This window comes from Streptomyces qaidamensis (assembly GCF_001611795.1).
In the GTDB taxonomy this organism is placed as follows: domain Bacteria; phylum Actinomycetota; class Actinomycetes; order Streptomycetales; family Streptomycetaceae; genus Streptomyces; species Streptomyces qaidamensis.
In genome coordinates this window covers 5,883,032-5,907,609 of record NZ_CP015098.1, presented here as the reverse complement: position 1 = coordinate 5,907,609, position 24,578 = coordinate 5,883,032, and the positions used below count along the sequence as shown (strand labels likewise).

Annotated in this window: 22 protein-coding genes and 1 pseudogene; 5 read left to right on the top strand and 18 right to left on the bottom strand. The window is 70.6% G+C overall.

Features of this window, described 5'->3' with window-relative positions:
* Positions 1-273 precede the first annotated feature (273 nt).
* Entirely contained in the window at positions 274-720 is a 447-nt protein-coding gene (locus A4E84_RS26350; RefSeq protein ID WP_062928914.1) for a hypothetical protein, read from the top strand.
* 70 nt (positions 721-790) lie between these two features.
* On the opposite strand, the gene A4E84_RS26345 is transcribed toward A4E84_RS26350, so the two are convergent.
* Both A4E84_RS26345 and fdxA read right to left on the bottom strand, forming a co-directional pair.
* Positions 791-1,882: a bifunctional succinyldiaminopimelate transaminase/glutamate-prephenate aminotransferase gene (locus tag A4E84_RS26345; protein WP_062928913.1), complete on the bottom strand. Its 1,092-nt coding sequence runs from the start codon at positions 1,880-1,882 to the stop codon at positions 791-793.
* A 121-nt stretch (positions 1,883-2,003) separates the two neighbouring features.
* The gene (gene fdxA, locus A4E84_RS26340; RefSeq protein WP_003973842.1) at positions 2,004-2,324 is read right to left on the bottom strand and encodes a ferredoxin; all 321 of its coding nucleotides are present in this window, start codon (positions 2,322-2,324) and stop codon (positions 2,004-2,006) included.
* Positions 2,325-2,464: 140 nt separating this feature from the next.
* Between fdxA and A4E84_RS26335 the strand changes: the two genes are divergently transcribed.
* Together A4E84_RS26335 and A4E84_RS26330 are read left to right on the top strand one after the other, a co-directional pair.
* Complete coding sequence (locus tag A4E84_RS26335) at positions 2,465-3,505, top strand: GNAT family N-acetyltransferase (protein ID WP_062928912.1); 1,041 nt, start codon at positions 2,465-2,467, stop codon at positions 3,503-3,505.
* A gap of 30 nt (positions 3,506-3,535) precedes the next feature.
* Positions 3,536-4,387 carry a transglutaminase family protein gene (locus A4E84_RS26330; RefSeq protein ID WP_062928911.1) on the top strand — a complete coding sequence of 284 codons (852 nt, stop codon included), beginning with the start codon at positions 3,536-3,538 and terminating at the stop codon, positions 4,385-4,387.
* A 37-nt stretch (positions 4,388-4,424) separates the two neighbouring features.
* Here A4E84_RS26330 and A4E84_RS26325 read toward each other — a convergent pair whose 3' ends face one another.
* The 8 genes and pseudogenes from A4E84_RS26325 to A4E84_RS26290 all read right to left on the bottom strand — a co-directional run.
* A complete protein-coding gene (locus tag A4E84_RS26325) occupies positions 4,425-5,039 on the bottom strand; it encodes a response regulator transcription factor (protein ID WP_062928910.1) in 615 nt (204 codons plus the stop codon).
* The gene (locus A4E84_RS26320; protein ID WP_062928909.1) at positions 5,036-6,202 is read right to left on the bottom strand and encodes a sensor histidine kinase; all 1,167 of its coding nucleotides are present in this window, start codon (positions 6,200-6,202) and stop codon (positions 5,036-5,038) included. Before A4E84_RS26320 ends, A4E84_RS26325 begins: the two co-directional genes overlap by 4 nt.
* Positions 6,199-6,939, bottom strand: a complete 741-nt coding sequence (locus tag A4E84_RS26315; protein WP_062928908.1) for an ABC transporter permease — start codon at positions 6,937-6,939, stop codon at positions 6,199-6,201. Before A4E84_RS26315 ends, A4E84_RS26320 begins: the two co-directional genes overlap by 4 nt.
* Positions 6,936-7,847: an ABC transporter ATP-binding protein gene (locus A4E84_RS26310; protein ID WP_062928907.1), complete on the bottom strand. Its 912-nt coding sequence runs from the start codon at positions 7,845-7,847 to the stop codon at positions 6,936-6,938. The genes A4E84_RS26315 and A4E84_RS26310 overlap by 4 nt, the downstream gene beginning before the upstream one ends.
* 143 nt (positions 7,848-7,990) lie before the next feature.
* Complete coding sequence (locus A4E84_RS44750) at positions 7,991-10,597, bottom strand: hypothetical protein (protein ID WP_062928906.1); 2,607 nt, start codon at positions 10,595-10,597, stop codon at positions 7,991-7,993.
* Between the two features lie 156 nt (positions 10,598-10,753).
* Positions 10,754-11,164: a DUF6113 family protein gene (locus A4E84_RS26300; protein ID WP_062928905.1), complete on the bottom strand. Its 411-nt coding sequence runs from the start codon at positions 11,162-11,164 to the stop codon at positions 10,754-10,756.
* Complete coding sequence (gene mshB / locus A4E84_RS26295; RefSeq protein WP_062928904.1) at positions 11,161-12,021, bottom strand: N-acetyl-1-D-myo-inositol-2-amino-2-deoxy-alpha-D-glucopyranoside deacetylase; 861 nt, start codon at positions 12,019-12,021, stop codon at positions 11,161-11,163. Before mshB ends, A4E84_RS26300 begins: the two co-directional genes overlap by 4 nt.
* Before the next feature lie 34 nt (positions 12,022-12,055).
* Positions 12,056-12,332: pseudogene (locus tag A4E84_RS26290) on the bottom strand (Uma2 family endonuclease); the annotation flags it as partial.
* A gap of 77 nt (positions 12,333-12,409) precedes the next feature.
* On the opposite strand from A4E84_RS26290, the gene A4E84_RS26285 reads away from it, so the two are divergent.
* A complete protein-coding gene (locus A4E84_RS26285; RefSeq protein WP_062928903.1) occupies positions 12,410-12,619 on the top strand; it encodes a DUF397 domain-containing protein in 210 nt (69 codons plus the stop codon).
* Between the two features lie 18 nt (positions 12,620-12,637).
* Here A4E84_RS26285 and A4E84_RS26280 read toward each other — a convergent pair whose 3' ends face one another.
* Positions 12,638-12,832, bottom strand: a complete 195-nt coding sequence (locus A4E84_RS26280) for a hypothetical protein (protein ID WP_030842840.1) — start codon at positions 12,830-12,832, stop codon at positions 12,638-12,640.
* Between the two features lie 177 nt (positions 12,833-13,009).
* Between A4E84_RS26280 and A4E84_RS26275 the strand changes: the two genes are divergently transcribed.
* Complete coding sequence (locus tag A4E84_RS26275; RefSeq protein ID WP_062928902.1) at positions 13,010-15,136, top strand: S9 family peptidase; 2,127 nt, start codon at positions 13,010-13,012, stop codon at positions 15,134-15,136.
* Positions 15,137-15,367: 231 nt separating this feature from the next.
* Here A4E84_RS26275 and A4E84_RS26270 read toward each other — a convergent pair whose 3' ends face one another.
* The 7 genes from A4E84_RS26270 to A4E84_RS26240 form a co-directional block, all read right to left on the bottom strand.
* The gene (locus tag A4E84_RS26270; RefSeq protein ID WP_062928901.1) at positions 15,368-16,516 is read right to left on the bottom strand and encodes an ABC transporter ATP-binding protein; all 1,149 of its coding nucleotides are present in this window, start codon (positions 16,514-16,516) and stop codon (positions 15,368-15,370) included.
* Positions 16,509-17,567 carry an ABC transporter ATP-binding protein gene (locus A4E84_RS26265; protein WP_062928900.1) on the bottom strand — a complete coding sequence of 353 codons (1,059 nt, stop codon included), beginning with the start codon at positions 17,565-17,567 and terminating at the stop codon, positions 16,509-16,511. The genes A4E84_RS26270 and A4E84_RS26265 overlap by 8 nt, the downstream gene beginning before the upstream one ends.
* An 11-nt stretch (positions 17,568-17,578) precedes the next feature.
* A complete protein-coding gene (locus tag A4E84_RS26260) occupies positions 17,579-18,541 on the bottom strand; it encodes an ABC transporter permease (protein WP_062928899.1) in 963 nt (320 codons plus the stop codon).
* Positions 18,534-19,463 carry an ABC transporter permease gene (locus A4E84_RS26255; protein WP_062928898.1) on the bottom strand — a complete coding sequence of 310 codons (930 nt, stop codon included), beginning with the start codon at positions 19,461-19,463 and terminating at the stop codon, positions 18,534-18,536. Before A4E84_RS26255 ends, A4E84_RS26260 begins: the two co-directional genes overlap by 8 nt.
* 133 nt (positions 19,464-19,596) lie before the next feature.
* Positions 19,597-21,210: a peptide ABC transporter substrate-binding protein gene (locus A4E84_RS26250; protein ID WP_062928897.1), complete on the bottom strand. Its 1,614-nt coding sequence runs from the start codon at positions 21,208-21,210 to the stop codon at positions 19,597-19,599.
* Between the two features lie 610 nt (positions 21,211-21,820).
* Positions 21,821-23,728: a translational GTPase TypA gene (typA, locus tag A4E84_RS26245; protein WP_062928896.1), complete on the bottom strand. Its 1,908-nt coding sequence runs from the start codon at positions 23,726-23,728 to the stop codon at positions 21,821-21,823.
* A gap of 221 nt (positions 23,729-23,949) precedes the next feature.
* Complete coding sequence (locus tag A4E84_RS26240) at positions 23,950-24,573, bottom strand: hypothetical protein (protein ID WP_237305007.1); 624 nt, start codon at positions 24,571-24,573, stop codon at positions 23,950-23,952.
* Positions 24,574-24,578: the final 5 nt, after the last annotated feature.

The window sequence follows — 24,578 nt, the reverse complement described above, 5'->3', positions numbered from 1 at the left end:
CGCACCCTCGCCCGGGCCACCGTGAGAACCCTTGGGAACACAGGGCTGGAAGGATTCGGCGGAGGTTCGCACCCAGGCCTCTTTGACCGCTTTTATCCGCAGCCGATAATGCGACGCATTACCAACTCTTTACGTTGCGCCGCCGCAACCTTCGGGGGCTTCGAGCGGTAGTCACTGCGTCCGAGCCGGGGTGATCCACAGCCAGTCGATCAACTGCCGGACCCGGTCGGACACTTCACGAAGCTCATTGTTCTCTCCCGTCGAAGGAGCACCATGTCCCTCCCCCTGACCCGCCGGATCGCCCGTGCCGCGCTGATCGTCGCTGCGGGAGCGGCTGCCGGGGTCGGTGCGGCCGGCTCCGCCAGCGCGGCCCCCGAGCTGCCCGCCACCCCGAACCTCGGTGGCGTGACCGCCCTGGACGGGGCCAACGTCGGCAACACCGTCGACGGCGCGGCTCAGAACGTCACCGAGTCCGCGGGTGACACCGGCGGCAAGACCGTCAAGAAGGCGGTGCCGGCCGCAGGCAAGACCGGTGGCCAGACGGTCAAGAAGACCACGCCCGTGGCGCAGAAGGCGGCCGGCGACGCGGCGGGCTCCGCCGGACAGCTGGTCGGTGACACGGCCGGTTCGGCCAAGGGCGGCCTGCCCACGGACTCCCTGACCAAGGGTGGCGTGCCGTCCGCGGACTCCCTGCCGGTGAAGAGCCTGCCGGTCGGCTGACGCAGCGGCGTTGTGACGTCGAAGGGGCCCGGGGAGCTTCCCCGGGCCCCTTCGGTGTGCTCGGCCGCGGTCACAGCCGCTGTACGGCCGCCGCCACCCTCTCGTCCGTGGCCGTCAGCGCCACGCGCACGAACTGCGCGCCCGCCGGGCCGTAGAAGTCTCCGGGGGCCACGAGGATGCCGCGGTTGGCGAGGTGGTCGACCGTGTCCCAGCAGGATTCGCCCCTGGTGGCCCACAGGTAGAGGCTGGCCTCGCTGTGCTCGATGCGGAAGCCGTGGGTGACCAGGGCCTCGCGCAGCAGCTCACGGCGGGACACGTAGCGCTCGCGCTGGACGCGGACGTGGTCGTCGTCGCCGAGGGCCGCGATCACCGCCGCCTGCGTCGGGGCCGACGTCATCATGCCGCCGTGCTTGCGGATCTCCAGCAGCGGGCCGAGGACCGCCGGGTCACCGGCCAGGAAGGCCGCGCGGTAGCCGGCGAGGTTCGAGCGCTTGGAAAGGGAGTGGACGGCGACGATGCCGTCGTACGAACCGCCGTTGACGTCCGGGTGCAGCACGGAGACCGGGTCGGCCTCCCAGCCCAGCTCCAGGTAGCACTCGTCGGAGAAGAGCAGGATGCCGTGCGCGCGGGCCCAGGCGACGATCCGGGTCAGCTCCTCCTTGGACAGCACCTTGCCCGTGGGGTTCGACGGGGAGTTCAGCCAGAGCAGCTTCAGGCCCTCGGGGTCCAGCTCCGTCGGGTCGTCGTAGGCCTCGTACGCGGCGCGGGCCAGCCGCGCGCCGACCTCGTACGTCGGGTAGGCCAGGCGCGGGTAGGCCACCCGGTCGCCGGGGCCGAGGCCCAGCTGGGTCGGGAGCCAGGCGACGAGTTCCTTGGAGCCGACGATCGGCAGCACGTGGTGGTGGGTGACCTCCCGGGCGCCGAGGCGGCGCTCGGCCCAGCCGGTGATCGCGTCGCGCAGTTCGGGCGTGCCCCACACGGTCGGATAACCCGGCGAGTCGGCCGCGGCCACCAGGGCTTTCTGGATCAGCTCGGGTACCGGGTCGACCGGGGTGCCGACGGACAGGTCGACGATGCCGTCCGGATGGGCGGCGGCCGTGGCCTTGTACGGGGTCAGCTTGTCCCAGGGGAAGGTGGGGAGGCGGTCGGAGACTGCGGACACGGGTTCTGGCTCACTTTCTCGTACGTACGAGCCGGTTACGGCAAACGCCTCGGCCCCGTACGGCGATCAACGGGGTGATCGGGCCGTACGGGACCGAGGCGGCACGCAGTGCGGGCCGCTTTTACTGGTTCTGCGGCGGCAGCGCGGCGACGAAGGGGTGGTCGCGCTCGATCAGCCCCAGCTTGCTGGCTCCGCCGGGCGAACCGAGCTCGTCGAAGAACTCGACGTTCGCCTTGTAGTAGTCCTTCCACTCCTCGGGAGTGTCGTCCTCGTAGAAGATCGCCTCGACCGGGCAGACCGGCTCACAGGCACCACAGTCGACGCATTCGTCCGGGTGGATGTACAAGGACCGCTGGCCCTCGTAGATGCAGTCGACCGGGCACTCCTCGATGCACGCCTTGTCCTTGACGTCGACACAAGGCTGCGCGATGACGTAGGTCACGCTGTCGTTCCTCCTCGATAGGGCGCTGGCGGGCCTCCTCAGGCTCCGCCGCCTGGCGCGCGGGAGCGCGGCGTCGTCGATGCCCGCCCCTAGTATCTCCGTTCCTGGGCATGATCCGAACAGGAGGGGTGAACTGACCTGTGGAAATCTCTGCCGCCGGGCGCCTTGAGGTCCGCATCACCGCTGCTGACGTGGGCAAACGGGTCTCCGTCCGGAGCATGATCGAACATGGCCTCCCGGGTGAGAAGTTCACCGATACGGTCGGTGTTCTCACATCATGGGACAACGGTGTGCTGCTGATCACACGCAGGAGTGGCGAGAGCGTCCGTATCGCGGAATCCGCGCTGGTCGCGGCCAAGGCCGTGCCTTCCGCACCGGCGCGTCGCCGCGGTCCGGCCGCCTCCTACGAGGAGCTGGCCCGGGTCGCCGCGCGGGCCTGGCTGCCCGTGGAGAGCGAGCGGCTCGGCGCGTGGGAGCTGCGGGCCGCGTCCGGGTTCACCCGGCGGGCCAACTCGGTGCTGCCGCTGGGCGCGCCGGGCCTGCCCCTGGACGAGGCCCTGGAGGCCGTGCGGCGGTGGTACGGCGAGCGCGGGCTGCCCGCCTACGTCCAGACCGCGACCGGCGCCAAGGGTACGCAGGAGCTGCTCTGCGCCGAGCTGGAGCAGCGGGGCTGGGTGCGGGAGGTGACCGCCGAGCTGTGGACCGGGCCGCTGGCGCCGATCGCCGACCGGGGTGACCCGGCGGGGGTCGCGCTGTCCCGGGAGGCGGGCGAGGGGTGGCTGGCCCGATATCAGCGCAAGGGCGTGAGCGAGGTGGCGCTGCGGGTGCTCCGGGGCGGGCCGTCGGTGTGGTTCGCGACCGTTCCCGGGGCGGCCGAGGGGGCGCCTCCGGCCGCCATCGGGCGGTGTGTCGTCGACGGGCGGTGGGCCGGGTTCGCCGCCGTCGAGGTCGATCCGGCGCTGCGACGGCAGGGGCTCGGTACGGCCGTGATGGCCGCGCTCGCCCGGCAGGCGCTCGACGAGGGGGCGTCGGCCGCGTGGCTCCAGGTCGAGGCGGACAACGCGGGAGCGCGGGCGCTGTACACCGGGATGGGCTTCGCCGCACACCACGCCTATCACCACTACCGGGCGCCGGACGCCCACGGCACCGGCACCGGCACCGGCACCGGCACCGGCAGGTAACCGATCGTCGTGAGAGGGCACGAGCCAGTTATGCGTCCCCCGTACCCCCCGTCCCCCGAACGGTCCGCCGAGCTGCGGCGGCGGTTCGCCGAAGAGGCCCGGTCCGAGCGGCCCGACCTGTCGACGCTGTGCCTGCTGGTCGGCGCGGAGGCGGACCGGGAGCTGGACGAGGCGGGCCTGGACGCCGCGCAGGTCGAGCTGGACCGGCTGGCCGGGCTGCTGCCGTTCCGGCCCGGGGGGTCGCGGGCGTGGGCGGTGGCCCTGCGCGAGCTGCTCGGTGAGCGGATGGGGTTCCACGGCACCCCCGGCGACTACCAGCGCCTGGAGTCCTCGCTGCTGCACGAGGTGCTGGTGCGGCGCAGGGGGCTGCCGATCCTGCTGTCCGTGGTGTGGATGGAGGTGGCCCGGCGGGCCGGGGCGCCGGTGTACGGGGTGGCCCTGCCGGGGCATTTCGTGGTCGGGTTCGGGCCCGACGAGGGGCAGGTGCTGGCGGATCCGTTCGACGGTGGTCGGGTGCTGTCGGGAGCGGACGCCGAGCTGCTGGTGGTCGGGGCCACGGGGACGGGGGTCGATCCGTCGATGCTGCGGCCGGCCGATCCGCTGGATGTGGTGCTGCGGATCCTGAACAACGTGCGGGCGTGGGCGGCGGCCCGTCCCGAGCGGTCGGATGTGGCGTTGTGGGCGGTCGAGTTGTCGTTGCTGCTGCCGTCGCATCCGGCTCGGTTGCGGTACGAGCGGGCGCAGTTGCTGGTGCGTAGGGGGGAGTTCTTGGGCGGGGCCTTGGAGTTGGAGGCCTATGCGGAGGTGGTGGAGGCCGTGGATGAGGTCGCGGCCGAGCGGGTGCGGGGGGAGGCTTTCGCGGCCAGGGCGATGCTCAACTGACGCCCTTCGCCGTGCAGTTCCCCGGCCCCTGAGAGCTCTACAGCCAGCCCTTCTCACGTGCCACCCGGACCGCCTCCGCGCGGTTTCGCACCGCCAGCTTCTGGATGGCTGTGCTGAGGTAGTTGCGGACCGTGCCCTGGGAGAGGTGCAGGGACGCTGCCAGTTCGGCGTTGGTGGAGCCCTCGGCGGCGGCCCGGAGGACTTCTCGCTCGCGGTCCGTCAGCGGGTTGGCGCCGTCTGCCAGGGCCGCTGCCGCCAGGGTCGGGTCGATGACGCGTTCGCCGGTGAGGACCTTGCGGACCGCCTCGGCGAGCTGGGCAGCCGGGGCGTCCTTGACCAGGAAGGCGTCGGCTCCCGACTCCATGGCGCTGCGCAGGTAGCCGGGACGGCCGAAGGTGGTGAGGATGACCAGCTTCACGGCCGGGAGTTCCGTGTGCAGGCGGGCCGCGGCCTCTATGCCCGTCGCGCCGGGCATCTCGATGTCCAGGAGGGCCACGTCCACGGCGTGTGCCCGGGCCGCCTCCAGGACCTCGTCGCCGCGGGCCACCTGGGCGACGACCTCGATGTCCTCCTCCAGGCCGAGCAGAGCGGCCAGGGCCTCGCGGACCATCGACTGGTCCTCGGCGAGCAGGACCTTGATCGTGCGGCTCATGCCGGGGATCCTACGTCCGCCGGTCCGGCCGTCGGCACCCGGGCGACCAGGCGGAAGCCGGGCCTGAGCGGGCCCGCCTCCAGGGTGCCGCCCGCCTTGGTGAGGCGTTCGGTGAGGCCCGCGAGACCGTTTCCGTGGCCGGTGCCCGGGCCGCCCGAGCCGTCGTCCTCGACGGTGAGTTCCAGCACCGGGCCGTCGAGGGTCTGGCGGTGCAGCAGCTCGACCGTGCAGCGGCGGGCGCCGCTGTGCCGGACGACGTTGGTGACCGCCTCGCGCAGCGCCCAGGCGAGGGCGGACCCGCTCTCCTCGGGCACTCCGTCGAGGGCGCCTTCGGCGGGCAGTTCGGCGGTGACGCCGGCCGCGGTCAGGGCGGACCGGGCACCGGCCAGCTCGGCGTTCAGGCGGGGGCGGCGGTAGCCGGTGACGGCCTCGCGCACGTCGACGAGGGCCTGGCGGCTGACCTGCTCGATGTCGGCGACCTGCTGAGCCGCCTTGTCGGGCTGCCCAGGCAGCATCCGGCCGGCCAACTCGCTCTTCAGCGTGATCAGGGACAGGGAGTGGCCGAGCAGATCGTGCAGGTCCCGGGCCAGGCGCAGGCGCTCCTCGTTGGCGGCCAGCTGGGCGACGGTGGCGCGGGCCTCGCGCAGGGCGATGGTCGTGCGGACGAGTTCGCGTACGCCCGTCATCGCGAAGCCGCCGAGCAGGGCCGGGATGAGCAGTCCGGCCAGGTAGGAGTGTCCGCCCGGCACGGCGAACGCCACGGCGGTCAGCAGCGCGCAGGCGCCCGGGATCGTCCAGCGGGCCATGCGCAGCGGCAGGGCCGCGCCGGACGCGATCGAGACGTACACGAACAGCACCAGCCACTCGCGGCCCAGCGTGAGGGCGAGGAGCACGGACTGGGCGGCGAGGACCCCGAGCGAGCCGAGGACCAGGCCGTTGCGCTCGCCGCGGCCGGTGCGGAAGACCAGCACCATGTACCAGGTCACGAACGCGGCCAGGCCGAGCCAGCCGAGGATCCTGACGCCCGTACTGTGGCCGCCGTGCAGCAGGTCGGAGACGGGCGCGCCGAGGTAGACCAGCCAGATGCCGGTCCACAGCGACTTGACCGCCCGCTGCCGGCGGTTCACCGGCCGCTGCCCCATGCCGAACCCGACGCCGCTCACGCCTTCAGGGTGTCCTTCCGGTACAGCCAGGCCGCGCCGCCCGCGAACAGGACGAACGACACCACGAGGACGGCGAGGTCCTGGACGTGCGGGGCGTGGCTCTGCTCGATGGCCCGCCCGAGGGCAGCGTACGCGTGCGTGGGCAGCCACTTCGCGATGTCCTGGAGCCAGTCGGGGAAGCTCGTCGTGGGCATCCACAGACCGCCCAGCATGGACAGGCCGAAGTAGGTGAGCATCGTGATCGGGCGGACCGCGTCCCCGCTGGCCAGGTAGCCGATGGCGACGCCGAGCGCCGCGAAGACGAAGCTGCCGGCCCAGATCGCGCCGGTGAGGGCGAGCCACTGCCAGGCGTCCAGGGTCACGTCCTTCACGGCCGCGGCGACGGCGAAGACGATGACGATGGACGGCAGGCTGACGACGGCGGCGCTCGCGGTCTTGGCGAGGACGTAGCCGCGGCCCGGCAGCGTGGTGAGGCGCAGTTGACGCACCCAGCCGCCCTCGCGCTCCTTGGCGATGCGCTCGCTGTTGCCCATGAGGACGGCCGTGAGGGCGCCGAAGGACGCCATGGAGACCATCATGTAGGTCGGGACGGTCAGGCCGGTGCCGGGGACCTTCGTGGTGCTGTCGGAGTTGCCCGCGATGAGCAGGAACAGCACCGACGGGTAGATCACGGAGAAGAAGAGGAACTTGCGGTTGCGCAGGGCACGGGTGAGTTCCAGCCTGATCAGCGTGTTCACCGGGACTTCGCCTCCTCGGCGGTGGTGATGGCGACGAAGGCCTGCTCCAGGCCGAGCCCGGCGACTTCGAGGTTGCGGGGGTAGACGCCGAGCCCGTACAGGGCGTGGACGGTCGCGTCGGCGTCGGAGGACTGGATGCGCACGGTCCGACCGGAGATGTCGATCCCGGTCAGGAACGGCAGGGCGCGCAGGGCGGGTTCGTCGATGGCGCCCTCCACGTCGAAGGAGACCCGGCGGGCACCCGCCCTGGCCTTGATCTCGGCCGCCGTGCCGTCTGCGAGGAGCCGTCCGCGGTGCAGGACGAGGACCCGGTCGGCGACGGCGTCGGCCTCTTCGAGGTAGTGGGTGGCGAAGAGCACGGTCCGGCCCTGGTCGGCCTGTTTGCGCATGGTGGCCCAGAAGGCCTGGCGGGTGGTGACGTCCATGCCGGTGGTGGGCTCGTCCAGGACGATGAGGTCGCTGTCGCCCGCGGTGGCCAGGGCGAAGCGGACGCGCTGGGCCTGGCCGCCGGAGAGCTTGTCGACCTTGCGGTCGGCGATCTGCGCGACGCCCGCACGCGCCATGACCTCGGAGGGCCGGTACGGCTTCGGGTGCAGGTCGCAGGCGAGCCGCACGAGTTCGGCGACCGTGACCTCGTCCATGAGTCCGCCGCTCTGCAGCATGGCGCCCACGCGCCCGGCGACGATGGCGTCCCGGGGGCTGGTGCCGAAGAGACGGACCGTGCCGCTGACGGGCCTCTTGAGGCCGAGCAGCAGATCGAGGGTGGTGGACTTGCCGGCGCCGTTGGGGCCGAGCAGCGCCACGGTCTGGCCGGGGCTGAGACCGAGGGTCAGTCCGTCCACGGCCCGGACGGCGTCGTATGCCTTGCTCACCTGGTCGAACTCGACCACCGGGGCTGTCGTTGTCATACGGCCATCGTGGCCGCGGGGGTGCGGGCGGCGGCAGTGCCGGGCGTCCGGAGTGCCGCATGACAGGTGTCATGCCCGCCGGGTGACGACGAGAGCCCCCGCCGATCAGGGGCGGGGGCTCTCGTACGGCGAGTGGCCGGAGGTCAGTTCGGCTTGGTGTCGATGACTCCGACGCGCTCCGCGGGGGTCTTGCCGCGCAGGGCCTTGCGCAGCGCGCCGACGACGTCCTGCGGGGTGACGTCCCGCTTGCCGCTGGCGCCCTCGATCTGCACGCCCTCGAAGGTCTGGCCGTAGGCCTCTTGGAGCGCCTTGAGGTTGTAGGTGTCCACGAGCTTGCCGTCGACGGCCTTGAAGCTGAGGATCTTCGGCAGCGAGACCTTGCCGAAGTCGATGCTGTGGGCCGCGTCGGTGCGAATGGTGACCAGGTCGGACATCGCGGGCTGCGCGAACTCCTTGAGCATCCGGTCGACCTCGGCGTTCGAGACGGTCGGCTGCCGGGTGGTGGTCGGGAGGTTCACCGTGCCGGCCGTGCCGGTCTCCACCTGGGTGCGGTACGCCTCCTCCACCGTCGTCGTCGCCTTGGCGAGGTCGATGCCCTTGCCCACCTTGCCGTACACGGGGACGGCCTTGCCGCCCTTGAACTCGATCGTGCCGTCGGTCGACGCGCCGGAGCCGCCCGCCGCGTCCTCCAGGGAAGCGTGCAGCTTCTCCTCGTCGACGGGCATGACCGGCGTGACGACGCGGTGGTTGCCGAAGAGCGAGGCGATCACGGAGACCGGGTTGTAGTCGCTCTTGGCCGCCGCGTCGGCCGTGGCGTCCATGTCGAACTGCAGGCCCGCGTTGTCCGGGTCGAGGGCGACGGTCTTGCCGCCCACCGACAGCTTCAGCTCCTTGCCGACGTTCTTGTCGAAGGCCTCGTCGAGCTTCTTGACCGCGCCGTCGCGGGTGGTGCCGCCGATGTCGACGCCGAGCACGGTGGTGCCCTTGGGCACGTCGGTGCGGTTCATCAGCAGACCGGCGCCGTAGACGCCACCGGCGGCCACGACCACGCCGACCGCGAGCAGCACGAGCTTGCTGCGGCCCTTCTTCTTCGGCGCCTTGGAGGAGCTCGCCGGGGGCGGGGAGACCGGCTCGGGCAGCTTCGGGGCCGTGTGGGGCACCGGGCCGTCACCGGGCGCACCCGGGCCGAACGGCGAGGCCGCGCCGGAGGGCACGACGGGGATGCCGCTGGTGACCGTGTGCCCGGAGACGTTGTCGTGCCGGGGGCCGTAGCCCTGGCCGTCCGGCGGTTCGGGGGCCGGCTTCTGCGGGGTGAGGATGGCGGTGTCGTCGCTCATGCCACCGCCGGGACCGGGGCCAGGGCCTGCGGCGCCGGGAGCGGGGGTGCCGCCCTGGGTGCCGGGCCCGCCGGGGCCGCCAGGGGCTCCGGGTACGCCCGCCCCGGCGGGGCCGCCCGGGCCGCCGGGGACGCCGCCTATGGCTCCGGGCCCGCCGGGTGCGCCAGGGGCTCCCGGCCGACCGGGGGTGTTGAAGGCCTCGGGAGCACCGGGGCGCCCCGGGTCTCCGAAGCCGCCGGGGGTGCCTGGGCCGCCGGGGGTGCCGGGTCCGCCGGGGCCGCCCGAGCGGCCAGGGTCGTTGAAGGCGTCAGGGCCGCCAGGCCGGCCCGGGTCGCCGTAGCCGCCGGGCCCGCCAAGGGCACCGGGGCCGCCAAGGGCACCGGGCCCGCCAGGGGCACCAGGTCCGCCGGGTGCGTTGAAGGCGCCCGGGCCTGCCTGGCTTCCGGGGCCGCCCGGCTCGTTTCCGAAGCCGCCGGGGCCACCGGGGCCGCCGGGTGCGTCGAAGCCCGCCGGGGGCACCATCGGGCCGTCGCCGGTGACCGGTCCGCCGGTCGGGCCCGCCGGGCCCCGCGCACCGGGCGCGCCCGTCTCGCCGAAGCCGCCGGCAGTGCCCGGGCCGCCGTTCTGGCCGTCGTAACCGCCCTGTCCGTTCTCGGCGAAGTACGGCAGGTCGTCGCGGCGCGGTTCGCCGCCGCCCGGGGCGGGGCGCGAGCCGTTGCCCAGCGGGCCCGCCGCCAGGGCCTCGGTGACGTCGAAGGAGCCGGTGCCGCCGCCGTGCCCGGGCGCGACGGGGCCGCCGGTCGCGCCGCCCGGGAGCCCGGCACCGTTCGTACCGCCGGACCGGGAGCCGCCCGGCGCGCCCATGGAGCCGACCACGCCTCCGGGTCGCCCGGCACCCGGCCGGGACCCGGACGCACCGGCAGCGGGGCCGCCCGCGCCGGAACCGCCCGCCGCCGGGCCCGAACCGCCCGGCAGCCCGGCCCCGTTGGTGGAGCCGCCGCCCGGACCGCCCTTGCCTCCGCCGGACTTGCGCGGCGCGAACCAGTCGCTGGCCGGCTTGTCGTCGCCCGGCTGCGCGGGATCGGCGGGAGACTCGACCGCGCCCGCGGACGGAGCGGCGCCCGGCGCCGTCGGCTCGTCACCGCGCGTGTCGGTGTCGGCCGGGCCCTCCGCCTCCGCGACGGGCTTGCGCACCACCACGGGCGGAATCGGCCGCGACCCGGGGATGTTGATCCGGATCCGGGTCGTCAGCGTGGTCTCGGTCTTGCGTTCCTCCGGCCGCGTGGCGGAACGGCCCGCGTCCGCACCGGCGTCGGAGACCGTCGGGGTCCCGTACGGCGGCGTACCCGACGGGTAGGCGGCTCCGCCGCGCCCGTTGGGCCCGGAGGACGGAGTGTCAGTTTCACGACTCAAGGCAGGTTCTCCCGGTTGGCTCCGCCGCCCCACACGACCTCACGCGGGCAGCTCGGCGGCGCGCACCACCATACTGGCCACTTCTCGCCCGCATCCCGTGACCGCCGGGGAAACCCACACCGGACCCCCACCGTCACGTCCTGGCGAAGTGGTACGTCACTTGGCAAGTCGGACGGGATCGCCGTCCGGTTGCCGCCCCGGGGCGAGGGTGGCGCAGATCACAGCTACGGCGATGCCCCCGAGCAGGAAGAGATAGGAGCCGCTCCCGGCGGCGAAGACGAAGTCGCCCTCGGTGCGGCTGGCGGTGAGCAGGACGACGGCGAGCATCCAGCCCGCGGCGACCGCTACGCCCCCGGCCCGGCCGCGCAGGACGCGGGTCGCCCCCAGGACGGCACCGGCCTCACCGGCCAGGGCGAGCAGCAGCCCGCCCGGGAACCAGCCGGGCTGTACCAGCGCCCCGGCCACGCCGACCACGGCGCCGAGCACGAAGAACGCGAGGCAGGCGGCGGCGCGTCCGGCGGTGGGCGGCCGCATCGGCTGGGCGAGCATCGGCGTACGGTCGTTCATGAGGCCTCCTCGACGCCGGCGAACAGGTCCGTCTCCCGCGGGCCGGGGGCCCGCTCGCCTCGCACCAGCTCGTAGTACTCGGTCGTGAGGACCGGCTGGGCGAGTTCGTTGGAGAGCACGAAGTACGGTCCGGCCACGGTGATCTGGGTGGCGTGGGCACGCATCGCGGCGGCCTTGGCCCCGGCGTGGGCGGTGCCGTCGATCTCGGTGGTGATCCGCTCCTCGGGCACGACACCCGGGACGTCGTCGACGTCGGCGGCCTTGGTGAAGGGCGTGCCGGGCAGGTCCTCCCGGAGCCGTGCGAAGGACTCCTCCACAACCGGCCGGGGGACCCGGTTCCAGTACACCTTGGGGATCGGCAGCCCGGCGTCTGCGGCCAGCTCGACGGCGCGCATGGCGACGCGGTGGGCCTGGATGTGGTCGGGGTGGCCGTAGCCGCCGTTGTCGTCGTAGGTGACGAGGACCTGGGGGCGGACCTCGCGGATCACCTCGACGAGGTGCGCGGCGGCCTCGTCGACGTCTGCCTGCCAGAAGCAGGCGGGGTCGTCGTTGTCGGGCAGGCCCATCATCCCGGAGTCGCTGTAGCGCCCGGCGCCGCCGAGCAGGCGGACGTCGCGGACGCCGAGCTCGGCCATGGCGGCGGTGAGTTCACGGCGGCGGTGCTGGCCCAGGGCGGCGCCCGTCAGATGCGCGAGCTCGGGCGGGATGACCTCGCCGCGCTCACCGAGGGTGCACGTGACCAGGGTGACGTGGGCACCCCCGGCCGCGTACCTGGCCATGGTCGCGCCGTTGTTGATCGACTCGTCGTCCGGGTGCGCGTGCACCAGCAGCAGACGCCGGGAGGGCAGTTCCGTCATGGGACCAGCCTACGAGGCACAGGACCGCTGCCCGTCACCCCTCGTCGCCGAGCCCGTCGTCGCCCTGGTAGCGCGGCAGGCCGCTGGTGGAGATGGTCCAGTCACCGATGGTGACGTCCTCCCCGTAGACGAAGCTTGCCGGTGGCGTACCGGGGGCCGTCCGGAGTGGAGTGGATGTCGGTGAAGACGGCGCCACTGCCGGAACGGGGATCGAAAATCGCGTAGATCGGAATGCCGGGCAGCGGATAGTCGCGCATCTTGCCGACCCAGTCGTTCCCCGGGTTGGACCGGGAGACGAACTCGGGGGCACTTCGGTATGGCATCACCGGGCGCAGGCTCTCACGCCGCGTGAGTCGACCACCTTCATCGAACACCTGCTGGGGGAGACATGATCCACAAGACCTCGTACGGGGGCGCCTCCGACTTGGCGTGGTTCAAGAGCGGCTACAGCAGCGGCGCGGAGACGGACTCCTGCGTCGAGGTCGCCGAAGAACCCGGCACCGTGCACGTCCGTGACTCGAAGGTCGTCGAGGGTCCCCGGCTGGCCTTCGCCCCCGCCGCGTGGACCGGCGTCGTGCCCTACGCGAAAGGGAACTGACACAGGAGCGCGCAGCGCTCAGAACTTGATGCTGCCGATCATTCCCGCGATGTTCGTCGTCAGCTCGTTGATCGTCGGAGCGACGGTCGAGGAGGCGAGGTAGAAGCCGAGCAGCATGCAGACGATCGCATGCCCCGCCTTCAGACCCGACTTCTTGATCAACAAGAAGACGATGATCGCCAGCAGCACCACCGCCGAAATCGAGAGTGCCACGGCGGTTCACCTCCAAAGATCCACGAGGGCGCGGGGGGTCGGACTATGGGGGCATCAAATCAGTACAGCAGCCAGCAGGTTCATACCCACTATGCGACATTGATCATAACTATCCGTCTGCGCGCATCGGTCGGCGCACGGCCGCACAAGGGGGCGCATGGCCAATATGGTCAGGGCATGACGACCGAGCCTCACTCCTTCCCCCGACGGCACGCCCGTACCCAGCGCTTCACGCTCGGCGCGCCGCGTTCGTTCACCGTGGCGCCCGACGGTTCGCGTGTCGTGTTCCTGCGCTCCGGTTCCGGTACGGACCGGGCGAATTCGCTCTGGGTCCTCGATGTGGAGGAGGGCGGGGAGCGCGTGGCCGCCGACCCGCGCGCTCTGCTGGGCGGCTCCTCGGAGGAGCTCTCACCCGAGGAACGGGCCCGGCGCGAACGCAGCCGCGAGGGTGGCGCCGGCATCGTCGGATACGCCACCGACTCGGCCGTAGAATTGGCCTCTTTTGCCTTGTCAGGGCGGCTTTTCGCGGCCGAGCTGCGGGCCGGGACGGCACGTGAGCTGCCCGCGCCGGGGCCCGTGATCGACCCGCGTCCGGCGCCCGACGGGCGGCATGTCGCCTATGTCGCGCAGGGTGCCCTGCGGGTGGTGGGCGCCGAGGGGGAGGGCGACCGGGCGCTCGCCGAGCCGGAGTCGGAGAACGTCTCGTACGGGCTGGCCGAGTTCATCGCCGCCGAGGAGATGGGGCGTTCGCGGGGCTTCTGGTGGGCTCCGGAGTCGGACCGGCTGCTCATGGCGCGGGTGGACGACACGCCGGTGGGGCGGTGGTGGATCGCCGACCCGGCGCATCCGGAGCGGGAGCCGCAGCGGGTGCCGTACCCGGCGGCGGGCACGGGCAACGCGGAGGTGCGGCTGTTCGTGGTCGGGCTGGACGGGCTGCGCACGGAGGTCGCCTGGGACCGGGCGCGCTTTCCGTACCTGGCACATGTCCACTGGTCAGCGGCGGGCGCGCCGCTGCTGCTCGTACAGGCGCGCGACCAGCGCAGTCAGCTGATCCTGGCCGTGGATCCGGACTCCGGCGCGACGCGGATGGTGCACGCCGACGAAGATCGAACATGGCTTGATCTTTTCCCCGGCGTGCCCTGCTGGAGCCCGTCCGGGCAGCTGGTGCGGATCGCCGACGAGGGCGGTGCGCGGGTGCTGGCGGTCGGGGACCGGCCGCTCACCGGCGGGCAGTTGCACGTTCGGGCCGTGCTGGACGTCTCCGAGCACGACGTGCTGATCTCGGCATCGGCGGGTGCGGAGGCCGCCGGTGAGGCGGAGACGGGCCAGGTGCATGTGTACCGGGTGAACGAGCTGGGCGTGGAGCGGGTGTCGCAGGAGCCGGGCGTGCACGCGGCGGTGCGGGCCGGGGAGGTGACGGTTCTGGTCTCGGCGACACTGAACCGGCCAGGTTCGCGCGCGCAGGTCCTGCGCGACGGAAAACCGACCAGGACTGTCCCTTCGTACGCGGAAGATCCTGGTATGTCCCCCCGCGTGACGCTCACCGAGGGGGGCGCACGCCGCGTCCCGTGCGCCGTGCTTATGCCTCGGGACTACGACGGTGACACCCCCCTGCCGGTGCTCATGGACCCCTACGGAGGCCCCCACGGTCAGCGGGTGGTCGCCTCCCACAACGCCCACCTCACGTCGCAGTGGTTCGCGGACCAGGGCTTCGCGGTCGTGGTCGCGGACGGCCGCGGCACCCCGGGCCGGTCCCCCGCCTGGGAGAAAGCGGTCCACCACGACTTCACGTTGTCGCTGGACGACCAGGTGGAGGCGCTGGAGGATCTCGCGAAGCGCTACCCCCTGGACCTGTCCCGGGTGGCGATCCGCGGCTGGTCCTTCGGCGGCTGGCTGGCGGGTCTGGCGGTGCTGCGCCGCCCGGACGTCTTCCACGCGGGCATCGCGGGCGCGCCGGTGACGGACTGGGCCCTGTACGACACCCACTACACGGAGCGGTACCTGGGCACGCCCGCGGAACACCCGGAGTCCTACGCCAAGAGTTCGCTGGTGACCGCCGAGGGGTTGTCCTCCCCCGCCGAGCCGCACCGCCCTCTGATGATCGTGCACGGTCTCGCCGACGACAACGTGGTGGTCGCCCACGCCCTGCGCCTGTCCTCGGCCCTGCTGGCCGCCGGCCGCCCCCACGAGGTGTTGCCGCTGTCCGGCGTCACCCACATCACCCCGCAGGAACAGGTCGCCGAGAACCTGCTCCTGCTCCAGGTCGACTTCCTGAAGCGCTCCCTGGGCATGCCGACCGCCTGAACACGGCAACGGGCCGGGACGCCTGCCGGCGCCCGGCCCGTCTACGGCACCCGCACGGCCGTACGCTGACCAGCCTGACGTGTCCGTATATCGGAACCGGGTCAGCGAAGTTGCCTGCGTGTTAACGCAGTTGGGGCTGAGCGGTGCCGACGGCCCCGAGGGCCTCCTTCAGGGCCACAGACGCCGGTTCCCGGCACCCCCTGGAAGGTGCCGGGAACCGGGAACAGCCGGTCAGGCCGCGTGGACCACGTCCTTTTCCTCTGCGAAGTGGCAGGCGGAATCGTGGGCCGCCGGGGTGTCCTCGCCCTTGAAGCGCTCGGGGACCGCCAGGAGGGGGGCCTCCTGGGCGCACTTGTCCTCGGCCTTCCAGCAGCGGGTACGGAAGCGGCAGCCCGAGGGCGGGTTGGCCGGGGACGGGACGTCGCCGGTGAGGATGATCCGCTCGCGGCCCTCGCGGGACTCCGGGTCGGGGACCGGGACGGCCGACAGCAGCGCCTGGGTGTAGGGGTGCGTCGGGTGGTCGTAGATCTCCGTGTCCGTGCCGATCTCGGCCATCTTGCCGAGGTACATCACGCCCACGCGGTCCGAGATGTGCCGGACGATCGACAGGTCGTGCGCGATGAAGAGGTAGGACAGGTTGAACTCGTCCTGGAGCTTCTCCATCAGGTTGATGACCTGCGCCTGAACGGACACGTCGAGCGCGGAGACCGGCTCGTCGCAGATGATGATCTCGGGGTTCAGGGCCAGGCCGCGGGCGATGCCGATGCGCTGGCGCTGACCGCCGGAGAACTGGTGCGGGTAGCGGTTGATGTACTCGGGGTTGAGACCGACCACGTCCAGGAGGTCCTGGACCTTGCGGCGGCGGTCGCCCTTCGGCGCCACCTCGGGGTGGATCTCGAAGGTCTCCCCGATGATGTCGCCCACCGTCATACGGGGGTTGAGCGAGGTGTACGGGTCCTGGAACACCATCTGGATGTTCCGGCGGACCGCCTTCAGCGCCCGCCCGGACAGCTTGGTGATGTCCTGGCCCTTGTAGAAGACCTCGCCCGCGGTGGCCTTCTCCAGCATCATCAGCAGCTTGGCGACCGTGGACTTGCCACAGCCGGACTCGCCCACGATGCCGAGCGTCTCGCCCTGGTAGAGGTCGAAGGAGATCCCGTCCACGGCCTTGACCGCGCCGACCTGACGCTTGAACAGGATGCCCTGGGTCAGCGGGAAGTGCTTGACCAGGTTGCGCACCTGGAGGATCGGCTCACCGCGCTCCGCCGGCGCGTCGAGCGCGGCCACCGCCGCCTCCTCGGTCGCGACGTCGACCGTCTCGACCTCGGTGACGCTGGGGGCGGCGTCCATGGACTCGTCCTTCTTGCCCAGCTCAGCCATGGATCGTCTCCTTCCAGAAGTGGCACGCGCTGCCGCGGCCGGTCAGCTCGCCGCCGTCCCGCTCGGTGACGGGGTGCAGCGGCGGGATGTCCGTACGGCAGATGTCCTGCGCCTGCGGGCACCGCGGGTTGAAGGCGCAGCCGGACGGGATACGCGTCAGGTTGGGCGGCAGGCCCTTGATCGCGTACAGCTCCTGGCCCTTCTGGTCCAGGCGCGGGATCGAGTGCAGCAGACCCTTGGTGTACGGGTGCGCGGGCCGCTTGTACAGCTCGTGCACCGGGGCGTGCTCGACGATGCGCCCTGCGTACATCACCGCGATCTTGTCCGCGACGTCGGCGACCACGCCGAGGTCGTGGGTGATCAGGATCAGACCCATGTTGTACTCGCGCTGCAGCTCCGCGAGCAGGTCCATCACCTGGGCCTGGACCGTCACGTCGAGGGCCGTGGTCGGCTCGTCGGCGATGATCAGGTCCGGCTCCAGCGCGAGCGCCATGGCGATCATGATGCGCTGGCGCATACCGCCGGAGAACTGGTGCGGGTAGTCCCCGACGCGCTCCTTCGCGGCCGGGATCTTCACCCGGTCCATCAGCTCGATCGCCTTGGCCTTGGCGTCCTTCTTGGACATGCCCTGGTGCACGCGGAACATCTCGCCGAGCTGGTAGCCCACCGAGAGCACCGGGTTCAACGAGGAGAGCGCGTCCTGGAAGATCATCGCGATCTTGTTGCCGCGGATCTTCCGGCGCTCTTCGCCGGACATCTTCAGCATGTCCTGGCCGCGGAAGAGGATCTCTCCCTTGGGGATGCTGCCGGGCGGCATGTCGAGGATGCCCATGATGGCCTGGGCGGTGACGGACTTGCCGGAGCCGGACTCGCCGAGCACGGCGAGCGTCTCACCCGCGGCGACGGAGTAGTTGACGCCGTTGACGGCCTTGGCGACTCCGTCGCGGGTGCGGAACTCCACGTGCAGGTCACGGACTTCGAGCAGCGGGCGGCCCGCGCCCTGCGAGCCGTCGGCCGAGGGGCTCTCGGCCGTTTCATCGATGATGGTCACGTACGCCTCCCTCAGCGCAGCTTGGGGTCGAGGGCGTTGCGTACCGCATCGCCGAACATCAGGAACGAGAGCACCGTGATCGAGACCATCACCGAGGGGATGATCAGGGTGTGGGGGGCGATACGGAGCTGCTCACGTCCACGCGCCACGTCGCCGCCCCAGGACACGGCCGTGTCACCGAGACCCACGCCCAGGAAGGACAGGGTCGCTTCGGCCGCGATGTAGCCGCCGAGTGCGATGGTCGCCACGACGATGATGGGCGCGAGCGCGTTGGGCAGGATGTGCCGGAACAGGATCCGGGACGTCGAGGCACCGAGTGCCCTGGCGGCCACCACGTAGTCCGCCTGCTTGATGGTGATCACGGCACCGCGGGCGACTCGGGCGATCTGGGTCCAGCCGAGGAAGGCCAGGGCCATGATGACGACCCAGACGGTGCGCTCCTCGAAGGAGTTGAGCACCACCAGGGCGCCGAGCAGGAACGGGATGCCGAGGAAGATGTCGGTCATCCGCGAGAGCAGGGTGTCGGTCCAGCCGCCGAAGTAGCCGGCGATCATGCCGATGACCGTGCCGAGAATGGTGACGGCGACGGTGACACCCACACCCACGGTGATCGAGGCGCGGGCACCGTGGACGACACGGGCGTAGATCGAGCGGCCCTGGACGTCGTAGCCGAGCCAGTCCGGGGCGAAGAAGTGGCCCCAGTTCGGCTTGCCCAGGTAGTGCTTGGCCAGGTCGGCGTCGCGCGGCGAGGCGCTGGTGAACAGGCCCGGCCAGAGCGACATCACGAGCAGGAACACGATCAGCACGGCCGATACCAGGAACAGCGGGTTGCGCCGCAGGTCGTGCCAGGCGTCGGACCACAGGCTGCGCGCCTTGTCGGGAGCCGGACCGGAATCGGTCACGACGACGCCGGCAGTGCTCGCGGTGTCCCCGGGAAGGGCGTCGACCCTCTTCTCGATGGTCTTGTCAGGCATACCGGATCCTCGGGTCCAGGACCGCGTAAAGCAGGTCGACGATCAGGCTGGCGGCGAGGTAGATGAGCACCATCAGCGAGGCGATACCCACGACCGTGGCGCCTTCACGCCGGGTGAGCGCCTCGTAGATCTCGAGGCCGATACCCCGCACGTTGAAGATGCCCTCGGTCACGATGGCGCCGGTCATCAGGCTGCCGATCTCGATGCCGAGGAAGGTGACCACGGGAATCAGCGAGTTGCGCATCAGGTGGACGCCGATGACACGGCGGCGCGGCAGGCCCTTGGCCACGGCGGTGCGCATGTAGTCGGACCGCAGGTTCTCCGCGATCGACGTGCGGGTCAGCCGGGCGACGTAGGCGAGTGAGAGGGACGCCAGCACGATGGCGGGAAGCGCGAGCTGGGAGAAGTCCGTCGAGTCGGTCACGGTGGGCGTGGTGACCTGCCACTTGAACGCGAACTGGTACTGCAGCAGGAATCCCAGCACGAAGGACGGCATCGAGACGAGGAACAGCGTCAACGTCAGCAGTCCGCGGTCCTGCAGCGTGTCGGGGCGCAGACCGGCGACGACACCGAGGCCGATGCCCACGAGCGTGACGAAGGTGAAGGCGAAGAGCGTCAGTCTGATCGTCACCGGGAACGCGTCGGCGATGACGTCCGCGATGGGCCGCTGGCTGGCGATCTGAGTACCGAAGTCGCCCTGGAACAGCCCGGCCATGTAGTTCGCATACTGCTGAAGGAGCGGCTGGTCGAGGCCGAGTTCCTTCTTGATGCTCGCGACCACCGTCGGGTCGTACGCCTGATCCCCCATCATCGCCCGGACGGGGTCGCCGGGCAGGGCGTACATCATGCAGAAGATGAGCAGGGTTGACCCGATGAACACCGGGATCATCTGGAGCAGTCGTCGTGCGACATAGCGCCCCATAGGTGCCTCCGTGAGGGGTTAACGCAGGTGCGGGGGCCGCCTCCCGATGACGAGACGGCCCCACGCACCTCCCACCGCCGCCTGAATCGGCGGTGGGCTTACGGCCGAGTGGGAAAAGCCCGGAGGGCTCCTCTTACTTGGTGGTGACGGCCCACACTTCGAGGTCACCGTGGAAGTCGACGTTGACGTTGTCGACGTTCTTACCGTGGCCGCCGTTGATGCGGTAGTACCAGAGCGGGATGGCCGGCATGTGGTCGACCAGCTTCTTCTCGACCTCCTGGAAGGCCTTCACCGACTCGTCGAGGGACTTGGCCTTGTCGGCCTTGTCCATCAGCCCGTCGATCTCCTTGTTGGAGAACTTGCCGTTGTTGGCCTCGGCGGTGGTGTGGTACAGCTCCTTCATGAAGTTGGCGTTGACCGGGTAGTCGGCGACCCAGCCACCGCGGTACATGCCCTTCACCTGGTCGTTGTCACGGGCCTCGAGGTCCGTGGCGAAGTCCGGCTTGGGGTCGCCGGCGCAGTCGACGCCGGTGGCCTTGCGGATGGACCCGCAGACCGCGGTCACCCACTCCTTGTGGCCACCGTCGGTGTTGTACTGGATGGTGAACTTGTTGCCCGGGACGCCGCCACCCTCCTGGATGAGCTTCTTGGCCTTCTCCGGGTTGTACGTGAACACGTCGGTGTCCAGGTTCTGGTTGCCCTTGACACCGGGCGGCGTGAAGGACTTCGCCGGGGTCCGGGTGTTGTTCAGAACCGTCTTGGTGATCGTGTCACGGTCGATCGCCATCGACAGACCCTGCAGGACCTTCGGGTCGATGTCCTTGAAGGTCTTGGAGTAGAACGCCGGGGTCAGCGTCTGGATGGCCGCGTACGGCTGCTCGATGGCGCCGTCGCCGAGGTCCTGCTTGTACTTCGGCAGGTCCGTCGGGCCGACCTGGCGGATCATGTCCAGGTTGCCGGAGACGACGTCCTTGTAGGCGGCCTCGAGCGTCGTGTACGCCTTGAACTGGACGCCCTTGTTCTTCGCCTTGTTCGGGCCCTGGTACTCGTCCCAGGCCTTGACCTGGATGAGCTTCTTGTGGTCCCACTTCTCGAACTTGTAGGGACCGTTGCCGACCGGCTTCTGGCCGAAGGCCTTCGGGTCGTCGTAGAAGACCTTGGGCAGCGGGGCCCACGTGGTGTAGCCGAGCTTGTAGTTGAAGTACGGCATCGTGTACTTCAGCTCGATGGTGAAGGTGTGGTCGTCCACGGCCTTCAGACCGGACATGGTCTCGGCCTTCGGGTCACCCTTCTCCGGGTGGACATCGTCGTAGCCCTTGATGTCCTGGAACCAGAAGGAGTTCTGCTGGTTGTTCTTGATGTTGGCGTACCAGTTCCAAGCGTCGATGTACGACTTGGAGGTGACTTCTTCGCCGTTGTGGAACTTCCAGCCCTTCTTGAGCTTGACCGTCCACGTCTTGGAGTCGTCGGTGGTGACCGACTCCGCGTTCGTGTAGACGACATTGCCCTTGGCGTCGAAGTCCAGCAGCTGAGTGAAGAGGGACTGGATGACGTACGAGCCGTTGGACTCGTTGGTGTCAGCCGGGATCAGCGGCTTCTGGGGCTCGCCGACGTCGATCGAGACGTAGCCGGCAGGCCCGGAACCCTTGCTCTCACCCTCACCATCACCGTTGCCGCCGCAGGCGGTGGCGGCCAGGGCGACGACAATCGCCCCCGCGACCCACTTGGCGCTCTTGGCACCGCGCATGGGTTCCTCCTAAAGAAGTCATTGGTTCACCGCGAAGGGAGCACACGACACATCACGGCCCCCGCCCGTCGCCGGTGCCGGAATTCGTCGAGTGCCCCCGCGCTCGTGAGTCGCGCCGCTGTCGGCTACTGACCCGTACATCCGAGCTCTACGCGCCTAACTATCTGCCAAACGCCAGGGCCGAACCACACCCACGAGGTCTCGGTTCGATCACAGCTCGCGTATACATCTTCCAAAATCCGGACAAAGGGTTTGGTGAGAGATCCCTGCGAAACGGACTTGTTACACATCTATCGGTAACGACTGTCCGCATTCCGGACGCGAGAGTGAGAAAACCGCTTGCGACGTACCGTGGGTCCCGTGCAGGGTTCCACCGGAGTCTGTCGCGCGCTCAAGGGGCTTGTGCGGCAAGGCCGTTGTGCGTTCCCCGGAACCGGGGAGGCAGGGCACTTCCGCAGCAGGGTAGTGGGAGAAGACCGCCCCTGACGGCTGTCACCGGCAAGTCGAGGGTTTTCCCTACCCCCTGCCTGTGCGCCACCTCCCCTTCAGACAACGGCACCGGGCACCCCGCTCACGCGGAGTGCCCGGTGCTGTCGTACTGCGGCAGGCGTCAGCCGTGCTTGGCGCGGCTCGCGGCGCGGGCGCGCTCGCGGGCGTCCAGGTTCACCTTGCGGATACGCACGGCCTCCGGGGTGACCTCCACGCACTCGTCGTCACGGCAGAACTCCAGGGACTGCTCCAGCGACAGCTTGCGCGGCGGCACGATCGCCTCGAACGAGTCGGCCGACGAGGACCGCATGTTCGTGAGCTTCTTCTCCTTGGTGATGTTCACGTCCATGTCGTCGGAGCGCGAGTTCTCGCCGACGATCATGCCCTCGTACACCTCGGTGCCGGGCTCCGTGAACAGCACACCGCGCTCCTGGAGGTTCGTCATCGCGAAGGCGGTGACGGAACCGGAGCGGTCGGCGACCAGGGAGCCGTTGTTGCGGGTCTGCAGATTGCCGAACCAGGGCTCGAAGCCCTCGTGGATGGAGTGGCCGATGCCGGTGCCACGGGTCTGGGTCAGGAACTCGGTCCGGAAGCCGATGAGACCGCGGGACGGCACCACGAACTCCATGCGGACCCAGCCGGAACCGTGGTTCGACATGTTGTCCATGCGGCCCTTGCGGACACCCATGAGCTGCGTGACCGCACCCATGTGCTCCTCGGGCACGTCGATCGTCATGCGCTCGACCGGCTCGTACGTCTTGCCGTCGACCTCCTTGGTGACGACCTGCGGCTTGCCGATGGTCAGCTCGAAGCCCTCACGGCGCATCTGCTCGACCAGGATGGCCAGCGCCAGCTCACCACGGCCCTGCACCTCCCAGGCGTCCGGCCGCTCGGTGTCCAGCACCCGGAGGCTGACGTTACCGATCAGCTCACGGTCGAGGCGGTCCTTGACCTGACGCGCGGTCACCTTGCGGTCCTTGACGGCCGCCTTGTTGTCGGCGCCCTTGCCGGTGCCGCCACGACCGACCAGCGGCGAGGTGTTGGTGCCGATGACCATGGAGATCGCGGGCTCGTCGACCGTGATCAGCGGCAGGGGGATGGGGTTCTCGGGGTCCGCGAGGGTCTCGCCGATCATGATGTCCGGGATACCGGCGACGGCACAGATGTCACCGGGGCCGGCCATCTCCGCGGGCTTGCGGGTCAGCGCCTCGGTCATCATCAGCTCACTGATGCGGACGTTGCTGATGGTGCCGTCGCGCTTGATCCACGCCACCGTCTGGCCCTTGCGCAGCTCGCCCTGCTCGACGCGGAGCAGCGCGATACGGCCGAGGAAGTTGTCGGCGTCCAGGTTGGTGACGTGGGCCTGGAGCGGGGCGGCCTCGTCGTAGGTCGGGGCCGGGATGTGCTCCAGGATCGTGGAGAAGAACGGCTCCAGGCTGGTGGAGTCTGCCGGGACCGTGCCGTTGTCCGGCTTGGTCAGCGAGGCGATGCCGTCGCGGCCGCAGGCGTAGACGATCGGGAACTCGATCTGCTCCTCGTCCGCGTCCAGGTCGAGGAAGAGGTCGTACGTCTCGTTGACGACCTCGTCGATCCGGGAGTCCGGGCGGTCCGTCTTGTTGATGCACAGGATGACGGGCAGCCGCTGCTGGAGCGCCTTGCGCAGCACGAAGCGGGTCTGCGGGAGCGGACCCTCGGAGGCGTCCACGAGCAGGACGACACCGTCGACCATCGACAGACCGCGCTCGACCTCGCCGCCGAAGTCGGCGTGGCCGGGGGTGTCGATGATGTTGATGGTGATGACGTCCCCCCCGTCCTTCGGGTGGTACTTCACCGCCGTGTTCTTGGCCAGGATCGTGATGCCCTTCTCACGCTCCAGGTCGTTCGAGTCCATCATGCGGTCGTCGACGCCTTCGAGCTGGTGGGCGGCGAAGGCACCGGCCTGCTTCAGCATGCCGTCGACGATGGTGGTCTTGCCGTGGTCGACGTGGGCGACGATAGCGACGTTGCGGATGTCGTGGCGCGTGGCCATAAGAAGGCGTACTCCCGGAGTGTGAGGAATGCCCTGCGCGGACGTCTGCGGTGCGCGGGCCCTGCCGGGCTGAACGTGCCACGGCCTCACCCCATGGTACGGGTGCGCTGCCGATGGGGTGTGCCGGGAGACGTATACGCAGGTGGCGAGGGTTCCAGGGCATCCTTCACGGCACCCGGCGGCCCGGGCGGGGCACTGGGGCCGCTCGGGGACGGCTCGGCTCAGTCCGCCGCCCTCGCGGCACGGGAGTCCGCAGGGCACAGTTCACCGGCCGCCGCACGGCCTGCCACGCCTTCGGGCGGCTCGGAACAGGGCATGAAGCCACTGCCGGTGCCCTCCCAGGTCCGCACGTGCCCCTTGACGGGCTCGCTGTCTCCGCAGGTGTACGTGAAGTCGGCCGTGACCAGCTTGGTGTAGCCCCAGGAGTAGTACGCGCCCTTGAGGTCGCCGGTCGCCACCTCGAAGTAGTGGCCTTGCTCCGGGACCTCCGTCTCGGACGGGCCCGCGAGCGGTTCCTCGGCCTTCAGGTGCTTGCCCAGAGCCTTGATCACCCCTGCCGCGCCGACGCCGTCGGGTGTACCGGTCACCGAGGGTCGGTTCACCGTGTCGTCGAGGGGCTTGAGGCGGGAGGTGTAGGTGCTGGTCTTCTTCTTGAACATGATCGGGTCGGACAGCTCGGTCAGCCGCTCCTCGCGCCGGACGCCCGACCAGGCGTACGCACCGTCCGCGCAGGCCACGGCCTTGCCGTCCCCGTCGTCACCCGCCCCCGTACAGGCCGTCAGCCCCGTCACCAGTACCCCCGTGACCAGCCCGGCCGTGCAGGCCCGCCCCACCATGCCGCGCATCCGCC

Bases quoted from the DNA above. Each gene is read 5' to 3' on its own strand.
- A4E84_RS26350 (WP_062928914.1), top strand. From the start codon at position 274: ATGTCCCTCCCCCTGACCCGCCGGATCGCCCGTGCCGCGCTGATCGTC.
- A4E84_RS26330 (WP_062928911.1), top strand. From the start codon at position 3,536: ATGCGTCCCCCGTACCCCCCGTCCCCCGAACGGTCCGCCGAGCTGCGG.
- A4E84_RS26325 (WP_062928910.1), bottom strand. From the start codon at position 5,039: ATGAGCCGCACGATCAAGGTCCTGCTCGCCGAGGACCAGTCGATGGTC.
- A4E84_RS26310 (WP_062928907.1), bottom strand. From the start codon at position 7,847: ATGACAACGACAGCCCCGGTGGTCGAGTTCGACCAGGTGAGCAAGGCA.
- A4E84_RS26300 (WP_062928905.1), bottom strand. From the start codon at position 11,164: ATGAACGACCGTACGCCGATGCTCGCCCAGCCGATGCGGCCGCCCACC.
- mshB (WP_062928904.1), bottom strand. From the start codon at position 12,021: ATGACGGAACTGCCCTCCCGGCGTCTGCTGCTGGTGCACGCGCACCCG.
- A4E84_RS26285 (WP_062928903.1), top strand. From the start codon at position 12,410: ATGATCCACAAGACCTCGTACGGGGGCGCCTCCGACTTGGCGTGGTTC.
- A4E84_RS26275 (WP_062928902.1), top strand. From the start codon at position 13,010: ATGACGACCGAGCCTCACTCCTTCCCCCGACGGCACGCCCGTACCCAG.
- A4E84_RS26270 (WP_062928901.1), bottom strand. From the start codon at position 16,516: ATGGCTGAGCTGGGCAAGAAGGACGAGTCCATGGACGCCGCCCCCAGC.
- A4E84_RS26260 (WP_062928899.1), bottom strand. From the start codon at position 18,541: ATGCCTGACAAGACCATCGAGAAGAGGGTCGACGCCCTTCCCGGGGAC.
- A4E84_RS26255 (WP_062928898.1), bottom strand. From the start codon at position 19,463: ATGGGGCGCTATGTCGCACGACGACTGCTCCAGATGATCCCGGTGTTC.
- A4E84_RS26250 (WP_062928897.1), bottom strand. From the start codon at position 21,210: ATGCGCGGTGCCAAGAGCGCCAAGTGGGTCGCGGGGGCGATTGTCGTC.
- typA (WP_062928896.1), bottom strand. From the start codon at position 23,728: ATGGCCACGCGCCACGACATCCGCAACGTCGCTATCGTCGCCCACGTC.
- A4E84_RS26240 (WP_237305007.1), bottom strand. From the start codon at position 24,573: ATGCGCGGCATGGTGGGGCGGGCCTGCACGGCCGGGCTGGTCACGGGG.